The sequence below is a fragment of the Rheinheimera oceanensis genome, from assembly GCF_018831085.1.
In the GTDB taxonomy this organism is placed as follows: Bacteria; Pseudomonadota; Gammaproteobacteria; order Enterobacterales; family Alteromonadaceae; genus Alishewanella; species Alishewanella oceanensis.
Genome location: NZ_JAGPNM010000004.1, coordinates 62294 through 76031, shown reverse-complemented (window position 1 = coordinate 76031; position 13738 = coordinate 62294). Strand labels below are relative to the sequence as shown.

The window sequence follows — 13738 nt, the reverse complement described above, 5'->3', positions numbered from 1 at the left end:
ATCGGTATTTGGTATCAAAATGTTAATGGCGTTTTTCGGCTTATAGTTCATTTAACAGACTGGCATTAAAAAACCACCCGCAGGTGGTTTTTTAAACGTTTTATAGCCTTACTTAAGCGTAACGCTAAGCTTGCTAATAACGTTAAGCGCTTTTTGCGTGGCAGCTTCTACGTTATCACTCAGCGCCAGCGCTACGCCCATACGCCGCTCGCCCTGTATCTCCGGCTTGGCGAAAATGCGCAGTTCGGTATCGGGCTCGGCTAATGCTTCTGCCAGGCCATGGTACTGAATATCAGCACTGTTGCCAGGCACCAGCAGCACGGCAGATGCAGCAGCGCCGTATTGCTTAATATGCGGAATGGGCAGGCCCAAAATAGCACGGGCGTGCAATGCAAATTCGCTTAGCTGCTGTGAAATCAGCGTTACCATGCCAGTATCGTGTGGCCTTGGTGATACTTCAGAAAACCACACCTTGTCACCTTTAATAAACAGCTCTACGCCAAATAAACCACGCCCGCCTAAAGCTTCTACTACTGCTTTGGCATAGCTTTTGGCTGTTTCAAAAGCTTTGTCACTCATGGCTTGTGGCTGCCAGCTTTCGCGGTAATCGCCTTTTTCCTGGCGATGACCAATAGGTTCGCAATATTGAATACCGGACACCGAATTTACCGTGAGCAGCGTAATTTCGTAATCAAAGTCGATAAAACCTTCAACAATTACCCTGCCCTTACCGGCACGACCACCTTCCTGGGCATAAAGCCAGGCGGCGTTCAGATCTGCGTCTGAGCGCAGTACACTCTGGCCCTTGCCACTGGATGACATGATCGGTTTAACCACACAAGGGTAACCAATGGCCTTAACCGCTGCAGTAAAGCTGTCTTTATCGCTGGCAAACTGAAACGGCGAAGTGGCCAGTTTTAGCTCTTCTGCGGCTAAACGGCGAATGCCTTCGCGGTTCATGGTCAGGTTAACGGCTTTAGCACTGGGTACAACATTAAAACCACAGTCTTCCAGCTCAATTAATACTGAGGTAGCTATCGCTTCGAGCTCCGGCACGATTAAAGCTGGCTTTTCACTGATTACCAGCTGACGCAGTGCAGCGTTATCCAGCATCGACATCACTACCGCTTTGTCGGCTACCTGCATTGCCGGTGCGTTGGGGTAACGGTCTACTGCTATAACTTCACAACCGTAGCGTTTAAGTTCAATACACAGTTCTTTGCCCAGTTCGCCGGCGCCTAATAACAGTACTTTAGTGCTGTTGGCCGTGCCCGGGGTACCTATTGCTTTAATTGTCATTTTATTTTCACCATTGGCCGTTTCGGGTTGCTCCAATCAACATGAAACATTTTACCTTTGGCTTTGTCGGTACGCTCAAAGGTATGAGCACCAAAATAATCACGTTGTCCCTGTAACAGATTTGCCGGTAATACCGCAGTGCGGTAAGAATCGTAGTAACTTAGTGCAGAGCTAAGTGCCGCTACAGGAATACCGGCCAGCGTGGCATTGGCTACGGCTTTGCGCCAGTTTTGCTGATAAACCGAAATTTGTTTGGCGAAAAACGGGTCCAGCAGCAGGTTTTCCAACTCGTCGTTACGCTCATACGCTTCGGTAATAGATTGCAAAAATACCGCGCGGATAATACAGCCGGCACGCCAGATTTTAGCTATTTCGGCAAAATTAAGCTGCCAACCATGTTCATCAGCTGCGGTTTTCATTAGGTGGAAGCCCTGCGCATAAACACAGATTTTGGCGCAATACAATGCATCGTGCAGCGCCTGAATAATCTCATCTTTTTGCTCTGGCGAAATCAAATTTTGCGCCGGGCCAGCCAATACCGTAGCAGCTTTAACCCGTTCGCTTTTTAACGCAGATAAAGAGCGGGCATACACTGCCTCGGCAATAGTAGGTGACGGGCTGCCAAGCTGCAGGCTGCTAACGGCAGTCCACAAACCGGTGCCTTTTTGCCCGGCTTTATCCATAATCACATCAACCAGCGGCAGGCCGGTTTCAGAATCTTTGGTGGCCAGCACATCAGCACTTATGCCAATTAAATAGCTGTGCAGCTTGCCTTCGTTCCAGCCTTTAAATACTTCTGCAATTTCTGCCGCCGGCATGCCCAGAATGTCGCGCATAACCTGATAAGCTTCGCAAATCAGCTGCATATCGGCGTATTCAATGCCGTTATGTACCATTTTGACATAGTGGCCAGAGCCGCTGGGGCCAATGTAGGTGGCGCAAGGCTCGCCTTCGGTAACCGGGTTACCCGGTTCAAAGCGTTCTATCGGTTTGCCGGTGGCAGGGTCAACTTTAGCGGCAATGGCTTCCCATAGCGGTTTAATACGGGTCCAGGCGTATGGATCGCCACTTGGCATTAACGACGGGCCAAAACGGGCACCTACTTCACCGCCGGATACGGCAGTAGAGAAGAAAATAAACTTACCTTCAAAATCTTTCTCCCGCGCCACGGTATCTGTCCACAAGCTGTTGCCGGTATCAACAATAATGTCATCAGCCTGAATACCGGCGTCGATTAATTTATGGCAGACATCATCAACCGGTTTACCGGCAGGTACAGATAACACTACTAAATGCGGTGCCGATAAGCGTGACAGTAATTCAGTATAAGAGCTGCAGGCTATAACGCGGGCCGGTTTGTCGCCACGTTCAGCTTTGTCTTGCGCCAGTACAGCTTCCAGTTTCTGGTGGTCTAAATCAAAGGCCGCTACGCGGTAGCCGTTATCTGCCAGGTTCAGGATCAGGTTTTTACCCATTACACCGGCGCCGACAAAACCGATATCACAAAGTGCAGCTGTGTCTGTCATCTGACATTCCTTCATTATTTTTCATTTTTGCGCGCTGCCGGCACGCCGGCAGTTGCTTGTAAACGGCGCGCATTATACTGAAAACATGCTGATAAACCTACTGCCATACTGAGATACTGTGGGCATTCTGCCGGTACTCTGTAAGCTTGGTGCTGCGGCTTTGCAGCAAACCTTTATCTACGCTGGTGTCGAACAGTAACTGCCAGCTGTGTTCCGGCAGGGTTAATAGTTGCACTTTGGCTTCAGCATTAAAAACAAACAATAAGCTGGCCTGGTTGGCTTTATTGGTAATTTTAAACACACAGCTGTGCCGTTCAGGATCATGCCAGTCGTGTTGCTGTTTCTCGGTACCATCCGGTAAATACCAGTGGATCTGATGTTTATCACCGTGCAACTGATAGCTGTCGTCCAGTAGCGACAATTGCTGTAAACAGCGGAACTTTCGCCTAAATGCCATCATTTGCTGCACAAAATGCAGGAAATCCTCTTCATCGCTGTCAAGGTGCCAGTCGAGCCAACTGATATCGTTATCCTGACAATAAGCATTATTGTTACCACGCTGAGTCTGGCTAAGCTCGTCACCACCGAGCCAGTGGATCATGCCCTGGCTCAGCAATAAGGTAGCCACCAGATTACGCTTGTGTAAGTAGCGGCTGGCACGCACTGACACATCCTTACTCGGGCCTTCCACACCATGATTACAACTTAAATTGTGATTATGGCCATCACGGTTTTCTTCACCATTCAGCCAGTTATGCTTTTCTTTATAACTGACCACATCATGCAGGGTAAAACCATCGTGGTAGCTTAAATAGTTAACACTGCAGCAAGCCGGTTTATGGTGTTTTTGGAAGATATCGCGTGAGCCGAGCAAACGCGTGGTAAATTCAGGCAGTACGCCTTTATCACCGCGCCAGAAAGCACGGAAAGTATCCCGGCATTTATCATTTAATTCAGACCAGTGCGCCGGAAACTGCCCTAACTGATAACCACCAGGGCCAACATCCCAGGGCTCGGCTATCAGTTTGACCTGCGACAGTACCGGATCTTGCGCGATAATCTGAAAAAATGCAGCGTATGGATTAAAACGTTTATGCTCACGCGCCAGTGTCGTGGCTAAATCAAAGCGGAAACCATCCACCTGCATCTCAACAACCCAGTAACGCAGTGCGTCCATCACCAGTTTTTGTGTTACCGGGTGGGCCACATTCAACGTATTGCCACAACCAGTGTAATTACAATGCTGGCTAAAGTCGGTAATATCGGCATGGCTTTCAAACAGATAATAATGTTTATTAGCCAGGCCACGCAGGCTTAATACCGGCCCGTCTTCGCCTGCTTCTGCCGTGTGGTTAAACACCACATCTAAAATAACCTCGATACCGGCCTGATGATAACTGCGCACCAGAGTTTTAAACTCAGTTACAGCGTCCTGATACTGATAACGGGGCTCTGGGGCAAAAAAACTTACCGGGTTATACCCCCAGTAATTACTAAGCTGCAGCTTGTTTAACCGCGGTTCACTTAAAAATGCAGCTACCGGCAACAACTGTAAGGTAGTAATACCCAGATTTTGTAAGTGCTTGATAACTGAAGGATGGCATAAGCCCAGGTAGGTTCCGCGTAACTCTTGCGGCACATCAGGGTGCAACATAGTCATGCCCTTCACATGGGCTTCATAAATTACCGTTTTTTCCCGTGGAATTTTCGGTTTTACGCTGTTCTGCCAGTCAAACTGTTGCTGTACCAGCACGCCTTTGGCCAGCATATAATGGCTTTTGGCCTGGTATAGCCGCTCGTTAAAACTCAAGGTGCGGTTTAGCTGCTTTACGTAAGGGTCAAGCAACAGGCGGTCTTTATCAAACACTAACCCCAAATCGCTGTCATTCGGGCCATCAGCTTTTAACGCATACAAGGTGCCCTCTGCAATACCGGCTACCGCTATATGCCAGATGTCACCGGTACGGCCGCTAAACTTCAGCTCGCCCAGCAGCTCTTCAGTATCTGGCTGATACAAACATAATGTTAAGCTGGTCGCATCAGGGGCAAATACAGCGAAATTCCAACTGCCAGCGCCTTCTTTATCAGCAGCGTAAGTTGTGCCCAGTGGCGATGCGGTACCAAATGACAGCTTTAGTAAAGGAATATGGTTACTCATCGCGTTGCTCTATTCAGGTACTAATGTTGTTTATGCTAACCGGCGTGGCCCTTTTTACGCAAATATAGTGTGGCCAGTGGCGGCAATTGCAAACAAATATGCTGCGCTAAACCATGATACGGCATTGCTGTACTGTGTAATGCCGTCCCTACTGTATAGTTGCTGCCCCAGTAATAGCTACTGTCGGTATTCAGAATAACTTCATATTCGCCGCCTTGCTCAACACCCAGTAAAAAGTTATTACGCGGCAGTGGGGTAAAGTTACACACCACATACAGCGCATTGCCACTACCGTCACGGCGTAAAAAGCTCAGGGTGCTGTTGTCGGCGTCCTGATGATCCAGCCAGCGGAAACCTTCGTGCGCATAATCCAGTTCATACAGTGGTGCACAACGCCGGTATGTGTGGTTTAAGTCCCGCAGCAATTGCTGCATGCCGCGGTGTTTATCGTAATCCAGCAGGTGCCAGTCCAGGCTTTGTGTGTGACTCCACTCACGGCCCTGAGCAAACTCATTTCCCATAAAATTCAGTTTTTTGCCCGGATGTGCAAACATATAAGCGTAATAAGCGCGCAGATTTGCCGCCTGCTGCCATTCATCGCCAGGCATTTTATTAAGTAAACTGCCCTTGCCGTGTACTACTTCGTCATGCGACAGCGGCAAAATAAAGTTTTCGTTATAGGCATAAACCATAGAAAACGTAAGATCGTTATGGTGATAACGCCGGTATGCCGGATCTTTGCTGATATAACGCAGGCTGTCGTTCATCCAGCCCATATTCCATTTAAAGCCAAAGCCCAGGCCCCCCATATCTACGGGCCGCGATACCATGGCAAACGAGGTAGATTCTTCTGCAATAGTCATAGCGTGCGGAAACTTGCGGTACACTTCGCTGTTAAACCAGCGGAAAAAGCTGATGGCTTCGTAGTTGTGGTTACCGCCATCAATATTGGGGATCCACTCGCCTTCTTTACGCGAATAATCCCAGTACAGCATTGAGGCTACGGCATCAACACGCAGGCCGTCGATATGAAAATACTCCAGCCAGTACAGCGCGCTGGCTACCAGAAACTGGCGCACATAGTCTTTGCCGTAATCATAAATGCAGGAATTCCAGTCCGGGTGCCAGCCGCGGCGCGGATCGGCATATTCGTACAGATGGCTGCCATCAAACCGGGCTAAACCGTGGCCGTCTTCCGGAAAATGTGCCGGAACCCAATCCAGAATAACGCCAATACCAGCCTGATGGCAGGCATCAACAAAGTATTTAAAATCGTCCGGCGAGCCAAAGCGTGACGTAGGCGCAAATAACCCCAGCGGCTGATAGCCCCAGGAGCCATCAAACGGGTGCTCCATCACTGGCAGCAGTTCAATATGGGTATAACCCATATCCTGAATGTAAGGAATAAGCTGGGTAGCCAGCTCGCGGTAACTCAGCATCTGGTTATCTTTACCACGACGCCAGGAACCGGCCTGCAGCTCGTAAATACTCATCGGGCTATTAAGCGGATTGCTTAGTTTACGGCCACGCCAGTTATCGTCCTGCCACTGGTAACGGCTGTGGTCGTACACTAAAGAAGCGTGCGACGGATACTGCTCGGCATAAAATGCCATAGGATCAGCCTTATGCGGCAGCAAATGGCCGTTGCGATCTTTAATTTCAAATTTATAGCGCACACCTGCGGCCACTTCAGGCACTACCAATACCCAATGCCCGCAATGTGTGCGTTGCATCGGGTGGTTCCGGCCATCCCAGCTGTTCATATCACCAATCAGGCTAACACTGGAAGCGTCGGGCGCATATACCGCAAAACGGGTAGCATTAACACTTTTACCGGCTACATCCAGCGTAATTAACTGGGCACCAAGCTGGCGGTACAGGTTTTCGGGTTCATTGGCAACATAGTGCACAGCGTAAAAAGCTTCATCGGTAAACTGGTAAGGATCTAACAACGGGTACTGATATTCGCCGTGTTGTACTGTCAGGCGGTAAGCTTCCGTTTTGCGCTTTTTGCTCAGTACCAGCTCAAATACGCCCGGATAATCGCTGTTTGCTGTCAGCTCACCCAGTAACTTACCGCTTTTAACAGAGTATGCGCTCACCGCAGTCGCCTGTGGCAGATATACCCGCAGCAGCAACCCGGCGCTGCTGTTATCCTTCAGCGGTTGCCAGCCTAATAACGAGAAGGGTTCTGCACAGTTAACCTGTTGTAATAACGCTAAACTCATCGCCTGTCCTTTTTAGTTTTTCTGTCTCTACCTTAACAGCCACAGCCATAAAGGCTATGGCTTTTTACGCCATTGCTTAGTTTGCAGCTTTACGCTGCTTGCTGATATCAGTAAATAATTGTCTGATATCATGGTTTTGGCTCCACTGCTCTATTGGCTCAGACAGTTTACGCCGCCAGTTCGGGTATTCATTGCTGGTACCGGGAATATTTACCGGCTGTGTCATTTGCAAGGCGTCTTCCAGCTGTAAACATAAAAGCTGGCTGGACGTTGCAGCCAGATGGCGCTGCATGGCGTAGTTCAGCGTTTGATCCATACCCAGATTCTCGGCACTGCGGCTGTAATCGCCGGGTAAACTGTGGTGGCCGTGTAATGAATCAAGAATACGCTGTTTACTGGCATGGCGCTGTGCATACAGGCCCTGCAACTGCGCGTCATCCTTATACAGACCAAGATCTTTACCCAGGCGTAAATCTTCACAATGCCAAAAGCCAATTAAGGTGGGTAGATCATGGGTTGTCAGCGTGGCCATGGCCTGTACCGGATAATGCATTGGCGAGATATAGCCGCCATCAGCTGCGGTTTCAAAAAAGAATACCCGGTAAGAATACACATTGTACTGTGCCAGCAAGTCGCGGACCCCCTCAGGCACGGTACCTAAATCTTCTCCGATAATCACCGCCTGGTTGCGCTGGCTTTCCAGCGCCAGTATGCCGAGTAAGTCCATTATCGGGTAATACACATAAGCGCCACCACCGGCGTTTTCGGCGGTTTTGGGCACCCACCATAAGCGCAGCAATGCCATAACATGGTCGATACGCAGTGCACCGGCATGCTGCATATTGGCACGCAGCAAATCAATAAACGGCTGATAACCCTGTTTGTACAGCTGATACGGATACATCGGTGGCAAGCCCCAGTTTTGCCCGGCTGGCCCCAACGGATCAGGCGGCGCCCCGACACTGGCATCACGGCAGTATAAATCCGGGTTGCCCCATATCTCAGTTGACGCCTCACTGACACCTACCGCCAAATCACGGTACAGGCCCAGCAACATACCTGCGTCTTTTGCCACCTGTTGTGCCTGTGCCAGTTGCTGCTGGGCAATAAACTGCAGATAACAGTAAAAATCCAGCTCAGCCTGATGTTTAGCGGCAAACGCCTGCACAGCATCCGATTGCGGATCGCGATATTGTTCCGGCCAGTTTGGCCAGCCCCAGTGCATGCTGTCTTGCTGATACAAATACGCATGCAAGGCATCATACAGTGCCAGTTGCTGCAAGCTGGCACCACCATCGGCTTTAAACTGCCTAAAGGCTGAACTAAGCGCTTTATTGCTGCCACCTTTTTGCCCTACAAACCATTGATACAGGCTTTTCATTACCGGCAGTTTTAACTGCATTACGCCGCTGTAATCAACAAAATCCTTGCTGCGTTGCTGCGTAAGCTGCTGCACAAAAGCCGGTGCGCTAACCAGGCTTTGCGTGCGGGCACACAGGCTAAAACCCGGCATTGCCGTAACATCTATATAGCTGACATTCAGCCAGCGCCGTGACGACGGGCTATACGGGCTGGCGCTTTGAGGCATTGCCGGATACAACGCATGAATAGGATTAAGGCCAATAAAATCGGCACCAACACCAGCCAGGTATTTAACGGTATCGCTAAGATCGGTAAAGTCGCCAATACCCCAGTTGCGCTCTGAGCGCAGGCCATAAAGTTGTAACGCAATACCCCATTGCTTTTGGCTGCTAAAGCTTTGCGGCACAAAGCACTGCCCAGGCGTAATGATCAGCTTTTGTGTAAAAGCAGTGTCGTTCAGGCTAAGCTGATGGTAACCGGTTGGCAGCTGCTCTGGCAGCTGGTGCTGATACTGATGGTATTCCACCTCATCCAGTACCACTACCTGCACCAGTTCGCCTTCTACCGGTGTTAGTTTAAATACCTGCTCAGCGCCATTTTCTGCTGTCAGGGTAAAAACAAGCTCCATATTGGCTTGCTCAAGCGCGACCTGCAGCAACAGCTGCAATGGCTCATCAACGCGCTGCACTGATACCGCCTGCAATGGTTGCTGCCAAAAATCCAACTGCCGTTCAAGTAATTGCAAGCGTGCCGTTTCGTCATCTTCAATGTCAAAGCCTTGTGCAGCCAGCAGTTGCAGTTGGTGTTGTTCAGTTACCGTGCTGGGGTTTCCCCAGGCATCGTTAAAATCGGTTTCAATGCCACAAAATGCAATCAGTTCAGCCTGTAAGGTGGCGTCCATGAGAAATCCTTAGTCTAGTCAGTTGGCTACCGCTCATTCTAGGCGGCATTGCCATTAAAGTCATTGTTCATTTATGTCATTAAATTACATAAAAACCGGTTTTGCGTGGTTTAAAACTTGAAAAACTCACTAAATAATGTAATTTTACTACACAACTTGTTTGTCTCATTTCAGAACATCTATTTAACGGGGTTAATATGACTATTCGTGTCGCGATTAACGGCTTTGGCCGCATTGGCCGCAATGTGCTGCGAGCTTTGTATGAAAGCAGCAAAAATTACGATATTAAAGTGGTTGCCATTAATGATTTGGGCGATGCCGCTATTAATGCTCACCTGCTGAAGTATGACACTGCGCACGGCATTTTTGCTGCCAATGTCGAACACAACGACAAAGCTATTTATGTTAATCAGGACGAGATCCTGACATTAAGCGAGCGCAACCCGGCTAATTTACCATGGCAACAACTGAATATAGACGTAGTGCTGGAGTGTACCGGCCTGTTTACCGATCGTAAAAGCGCCGGTGCGCATTTAGAAGCCGGTGCGAAGAAAGTTATTATTTCAGCTCCGGCTAAAGACGTTGATGCTACCATTGTATACGGCGTAAACCATCAGATTTTAACGCCGCAAATGAACATTATTTCTAACGCATCCTGCACCACTAACTGTTTGGCACCTATTGCCAAGCCATTAAACGATGCACTGGGTATTGAATCCGGCCTGATGACCACTATTCATGCTTACACCAACGATCAGCGTTTGAGCGATGTGTATCACACTGATCTGCGCCGTGCCCGTGCCGCTGCTATGTCGATGATCCCAACAAAAACCGGTGCTGCCGCTGCTGTTGGCCTGGTTGTACCTGAGCTGGTAGGTAAGTTTGATGGTTTAGCTGTACGGGTACCCACCCTTAACGTGTCGCTGGTAGATTTAACTTTTATTGCCGGCCGCAATACTTCTATTGATGAAGTTAACGATATTATCCGTAAAGCCGCAGCATCCGGCACTATGGCTGAAGTCCTGGCAGTAAACGACTTACCGCTGGTGTCGGTTGATTTTAACCACAACCCGAAATCATCTATTTTTGATGCGACTGAAACCCGCGTTAATGCCCGCCTGGTAAAAGTAATGAGCTGGTACGACAATGAATGGGGTTTTAGCAACCGTATGCTGGATAACACCGTTGAGTTTATGAAGCACGTATAAAGCGTTGCATACGCAAACAGCCAGCTTTATGCTGGCTGTTTTGTTTATAGTACTGCACTACTTATTGGCAACAACCCCGAGGATACCATGCTAAATACCGCAATTAACCTGCAAACCGGTTTTGGCCATTTAACTGATCTGCCCTGTATTACCTTACAATTTGGCGAAGCTTCTGCCGTGGTGTCTTTATACGGTGCTCAGGTACTGTCTTATCAGCCGGTACCGGGTAAAGAAGTGCTGTGGCTATCACCACTGGCGCAATGGCATAACCAGGTACCTATTCGCGGCGGTGTGCCGGTATGCTGGCCCTGGTTCGGCCCGGTTGATGCCCGGCTGAATCCGCAGCAACAATCTTTACCCAATCACGGTGTAGTAAGAACGCAGCTTTGGCAGTTGGCCGGACAAAACATCAGCACAAACGGTGTGTCAGTAACACTGGCCATAAAGGTAGCTACTCTGCCCTACCACCCGGATGAAACTACGCTCCAGTTGCAACTAACATTAAGCGATAGCTTAACCATCAGCTTAGAGTGTAACTCTGGTATAGCGCAGCAGGCAGCATTACACAGTTATTTTAGTGTCGCTAATATCGGGCAAACGCAGGTGCAGCCTTTGCCACTGCAGTATCAGGACAAAGTTACGGCCAGCAATCAGAACAGCAATACGCCGGTGGCCACCGTCAATGCCGAAGTTGACCGCATTTACGCCAAACCAGCGGCTAAGCTGCAACTGGATACCGGTACACAACAACTTGAGCTTGGCCAAAGCGGCCAGGACGCTACGATTGTCTGGAACCCGTGGCAGGATAAAAGCCACAGCACCAAAGATTTAGCCGACGAGAGTTATCTGGAATTTATCTGTGTTGAAACCGCGCGCTTACAACTGCGCGAAGCCGCGCCACTTCAGCTCACGCAGCAAATTAAGCTAACGCAATAATTCAACGCTGTTAATTAGCGCCAACTGGTGTGAAATTGTTTTGTCAGGCTGCGCGTTTGGCCATCGGCAAACCGGACCTCCAGTTGCAATTGCCACAACATTTCAGGATCACTGCAGGCTCCGAGTAAAAACTCGGCCTGCCATATTCCCTCGTGCTGACTGAACCGCAGCGGCACTTTTCCCATATACATAGATACGCCGGTTAGCTCACCGCTGACACCAAGCACATCAGCCGCTGTCAGTTGCAATAGCAGCGGAGTTTCAACCGGCGCATGGCCCGGGCTTAGCTCAAGTTGTATTGTACTGTCGTCCAGCAGGCTAAGCGATGAGACGGGCGCTATATCAGGCGGTCTGCAACCCCAAAGGCAGCACAACAACAGCAAAAAAAGATAAAATACACGCATAGCTAATCAGATAAATGCTCAGGGTTGCCATATTGTACGCTGTTTTAATGAAATGCCTCAAACAGCAGCTACACTTGACTATTTAATGAGCAGCGACTTTGTTCTAAATCATAAAACGGGCTGCTTTACCTATCTTTTTTAGGGTAAAACCCTTAAGATGCAGCCCCAAATTGGTAGGGTTAAACATTGCAAATACCGGATGTTAACTCTGCCTATAACAAGAATGGCTGCGCAAACAGCCTGTATCAGTAACCAGCACTAACTGCAGCGGAACTCAACATGAGCCAGACCAAATCGTTAAATGTTGACTACAACTATCGCGTTGTCCGCCTCTTTGCCTTAACCACCGTTTTCTGGGGGATTATCGGCATGGCGGTGGGCGTATTAATCGCGGCCCAATTATATTGGCCGGCATTAAACTTTGATACTCCTTGGTTGACCTATAGTCGTCTTCGTCCTTTACACACCAATGCGGTAATTTTCGCCTTTGGTACCAGCGCCCTGTTCGCTACCAGTTATTACATAGTGCAGCGTACCTGCCAGGTGCGTTTGTTTGCCGAAAAACTGGCCATGTTTACCTTTTGGGGCTGGCAAGCCGTTATTATTTCGGCCGTAATTACCCTGCCAATGGGCTTAACCAGCAGCAAAGAATATGCAGAGCTGGAATGGCCAATTGATATTCTGATCACCTTAGTTTGGGTGTCTTACGCTATTGTGTTCTTCGGCACTTTAGTCAAGCGTAAAACCAGCCACATTTATGTCGCAAACTGGTTCTTAGGCGGTTTTATTCTTACAGTGGCTGCGCTGCATATTGTAAACAGCATGGCTATGCCAGTAAGCGCGTTTAAATCTTACTCAATATATGCCGGTGCAGTAGATGCCATGATCCAGTGGTGGTATGGTCACAATGCGGTTGGTTTCCTGCTAACTGCAGGCTTCCTGGGCATGATGTACTACTTTGTGCCTAAGCAGGCTGGTCGTCCGGTATATTCTTACCGTTTATCTATTGTGCACTTCTGGGCATTAATTGCGCTGTATATCTGGGCCGGCCCGCACCATTTGCACTACACTGCCCTGCCAGACTGGACTCAGTCTTTAGGTATGGTGATGTCAGTTGTGTTATTTGTGCCAAGCTGGGGCGGCATGATTAACGGTATTATGACGCTGTCAGGTGCCTGGCATAAGCTGAAAACCGACCCTATTTTGCGTTTCTTAATTGTTTCTCTGTCGTTCTACGGTATGTCTACCTTCGAAGGCCCGATGATGGCAATCAAATCAGTAAATGCGCTGTCGCATTACACTGACTGGACCATCGGCCACGTACACTCCGGTGCCTTAGGCTGGGTTGCGATGATTTCTATCGGTGCAATTTATCACCTGATCCCGGTGCTGTATAACCAGGGCCGGATGTATAGCATTTCTCTGATTAATACCCACTTCTGGCTGCATACTATCGGTGTGGTGCTATACATCGTGGCGATGTGGATATCCGGTATTACCCAGGGCATGATGTGGCGCGCAGTAAATACCGACGGCACTTTAACTTACAGCTTTGTTCAAAGTCTGGAAGCTTCTATGCCATTTTACCTGATGCGGTTTATAGGTGGGGTATTTGTGGTAGCCGGTATGTTACTGATGGCGTACAACGTTTACAAAACAGTGCGCGCTAAAGATGAATCACTACAACCTGTGCCAGCAGTAGCGTAAGAGGTAAAT

Annotated in this window: 9 protein-coding genes; 3 read left to right on the top strand and 6 right to left on the bottom strand. The window is 49.0% G+C overall.

From position 1 onward, the window contains the following. Positions 1–108: 108 nt before the first annotated feature. The 5 genes from purT to malQ form a co-directional block, all read right to left on the bottom strand. Entirely contained in the window at positions 109–1299 is a 1191-nt protein-coding gene (gene purT, locus J3B89_RS10530) for a formate-dependent phosphoribosylglycinamide formyltransferase (protein WP_215397529.1), read from the bottom strand. Next, positions 1296–2825, bottom strand: coding sequence for an NADP-dependent phosphogluconate dehydrogenase (gene gnd, locus J3B89_RS10525; protein WP_215397528.1), 1530 nt, complete (start codon positions 2823–2825; stop codon positions 1296–1298). Before gnd ends, purT begins: the two co-directional genes overlap by 4 nt. A gap of 97 nt (positions 2826–2922) precedes the next feature. After that, positions 2923–4983 carry a glycogen debranching protein GlgX gene (gene glgX / locus J3B89_RS10520; protein WP_215397527.1) on the bottom strand — a complete coding sequence of 687 codons (2061 nt, stop codon included), beginning with the start codon at positions 4981–4983 and terminating at the stop codon, positions 2923–2925. A 35-nt stretch (positions 4984–5018) separates the two neighbouring features. Next, positions 5019–7211 carry a 1,4-alpha-glucan branching protein GlgB gene (gene glgB, locus J3B89_RS10515; RefSeq protein ID WP_215397526.1) on the bottom strand — a complete coding sequence of 731 codons (2193 nt, stop codon included), beginning with the start codon at positions 7209–7211 and terminating at the stop codon, positions 5019–5021. A 76-nt stretch (positions 7212–7287) separates the two neighbouring features. Beyond that, on the bottom strand, positions 7288–9474 hold the full coding sequence (gene malQ, locus J3B89_RS10510; RefSeq protein WP_215397525.1) for a 4-alpha-glucanotransferase: 2187 nt from the start codon (positions 9472–9474) through the stop codon (positions 7288–7290). Between the two features lie 197 nt (positions 9475–9671). Between malQ and gap the strand changes: the two genes are divergently transcribed. Both gap and J3B89_RS10500 read left to right on the top strand, forming a co-directional pair. After that, positions 9672–10682: a type I glyceraldehyde-3-phosphate dehydrogenase gene (gene gap / locus J3B89_RS10505; protein WP_215397524.1), complete on the top strand. Its 1011-nt coding sequence runs from the start codon at positions 9672–9674 to the stop codon at positions 10680–10682. An 87-nt stretch (positions 10683–10769) separates the two neighbouring features. Beyond that, positions 10770–11618: a D-hexose-6-phosphate mutarotase gene (locus J3B89_RS10500; protein WP_215397523.1), complete on the top strand. Its 849-nt coding sequence runs from the start codon at positions 10770–10772 to the stop codon at positions 11616–11618. A gap of 14 nt (positions 11619–11632) precedes the next feature. On the opposite strand, the gene J3B89_RS10495 is transcribed toward J3B89_RS10500, so the two are convergent. Continuing rightward, entirely contained in the window at positions 11633–12022 is a 390-nt protein-coding gene (locus J3B89_RS10495; RefSeq protein ID WP_215397522.1) for a hypothetical protein, read from the bottom strand. A gap of 279 nt (positions 12023–12301) precedes the next feature. On the opposite strand from J3B89_RS10495, the gene ccoN reads away from it, so the two are divergent. After that, positions 12302–13729, top strand: a complete 1428-nt coding sequence (gene ccoN, locus J3B89_RS10490; RefSeq protein WP_215397521.1) for a cytochrome-c oxidase, cbb3-type subunit I — start codon at positions 12302–12304, stop codon at positions 13727–13729. Positions 13730–13738: the final 9 nt, after the last annotated feature.

Excerpts from the sequence above, each read along its gene's own strand:
- ccoN (WP_215397521.1), top strand. The coding sequence starts at position 12,302 with ATGAGCCAGACCAAATCGTTAAATGTTGACTACAACTATCGCGTTGTC.
- glgB (WP_215397526.1), bottom strand. The coding sequence starts at position 7,211 with ATGAGTTTAGCGTTATTACAACAGGTTAACTGTGCAGAACCCTTCTCG.
- purT (WP_215397529.1), bottom strand. The coding sequence starts at position 1,299 with ATGACAATTAAAGCAATAGGTACCCCGGGCACGGCCAACAGCACTAAA.
- gap (WP_215397524.1), top strand. The coding sequence starts at position 9,672 with ATGACTATTCGTGTCGCGATTAACGGCTTTGGCCGCATTGGCCGCAAT.
- J3B89_RS10500 (WP_215397523.1), top strand. The coding sequence starts at position 10,770 with ATGCTAAATACCGCAATTAACCTGCAAACCGGTTTTGGCCATTTAACT.
- glgX (WP_215397527.1), bottom strand. The coding sequence starts at position 4,983 with ATGAGTAACCATATTCCTTTACTAAAGCTGTCATTTGGTACCGCATCG.
- gnd (WP_215397528.1), bottom strand. The coding sequence starts at position 2,825 with ATGACAGACACAGCTGCACTTTGTGATATCGGTTTTGTCGGCGCCGGT.
- J3B89_RS10495 (WP_215397522.1), bottom strand. The coding sequence starts at position 12,022 with ATGCGTGTATTTTATCTTTTTTTGCTGTTGTTGTGCTGCCTTTGGGGT.
- malQ (WP_215397525.1), bottom strand. The coding sequence starts at position 9,474 with ATGGACGCCACCTTACAGGCTGAACTGATTGCATTTTGTGGCATTGAA.